At 35.2% G+C, this 1,062-nt stretch carries 1 protein-coding gene; it reads right to left on the bottom strand.

Features of this window, described 5'->3' with window-relative positions; genetic code table 11:
• A protein-coding gene (locus IQ259_RS26950; protein ID WP_193889029.1) for an IS630 family transposase occupies positions 1-975 on the bottom strand; the annotation gives its coding sequence in 2 pieces (ribosomal slippage) (positions 1-555 and positions 555-975; 976 coding nt annotated over the 2 pieces). This gene is flagged as partial in the annotation.
• Between the last annotated feature and the right edge of the window lie 87 nt (positions 976-1,062).

The raw sequence follows: 1,062 nt of genomic DNA, 5'->3' as shown, positions 1-1,062 counted from the left end.
TTTGACAATGAATTGATAGCTCAAATAACGCCTTGACTACGTTAAAAGAATGACAGAAAAAATAAAATTCTCTAATTAATCGTTTTGCTTGCAGCCAAATATCTTCTACAGGATTCTGTTGTGGTGCATTTGGGGCAAACTTTAAGCAGGTTATCCACCATTGTTCTTTTTCCAATTCACGATTTAATGAATCTAGATAATCTTGAATTTCTTGTGAACGATGATAACTTGCACCATCCCAAATTATTAAAAGTTTGGCTAGTGGTCGTTGTTGACGAAGATATTCTAAAAAATTAATTGTGTTTTTAGAGTTACCTTTTTCTGCTGCATAGGTGATAAATTCTTTGGTTTTATAATCTAATGCTCCAAAATATGTTTGTTTAACACGAGCATTAACTACTGGTATTGTCACTCGTTCATTAGTTTTTCCCCAGACATAACCTATGATGTCTCCCCAGAGTAAATGACATTCATCTACCATGAACACAACTAGCTCTCCTGATTCTATTTCAGGTCTTCGCGTCTCCAACAATTCACAAATCTCTTTTTTTTTGAGGCGACCTTATCTTGGTCATATTTTGGATTACTTGCTTGAGTTTTTTTCCAACTAATACTGGCAGCATCAAATAAATCGTAGTAACTTTGTTTCGAGAAGAATGTCACTCCATATTTGGAAGCGATATGGTGTTCTAATTCATTTAAAGTCCATCTATCCTTGGTTTGTAACCATTCAATTACCTCGGCACGTTGAATATCATCCAGATACCCTTTACTTCCTTTATGCCCTAGCTTTAACCCATCAATCCCCATTTTAAAAAATGATTTTTTATAGGTACTTATGAAGCCAGATGAGACACCTAATATTGGCATTATCTCCTGATGTTTGTATCCACATAGCAGCATCTTTACTGCTGTAGCCCGCTTGATTTCACGCAGTTCTTTACTATTTTTGATAAAATCTTCTAATGATTGCATCCACATCACTACACCCTCACCTTAGTTGCAAGCGCTACCTTTCTATCTTCTAAGTATTTTCTCATGAATCATTCCGGATTGCTATAT

This window comes from Fortiea sp. LEGE XX443 (assembly GCF_015206815.1).
Classification (GTDB): domain Bacteria; phylum Cyanobacteriota; class Cyanobacteriia; order Cyanobacteriales; family Nostocaceae; genus Nostoc_B.
This window is presented reverse-complemented; position numbering and strand designations above follow the sequence as displayed.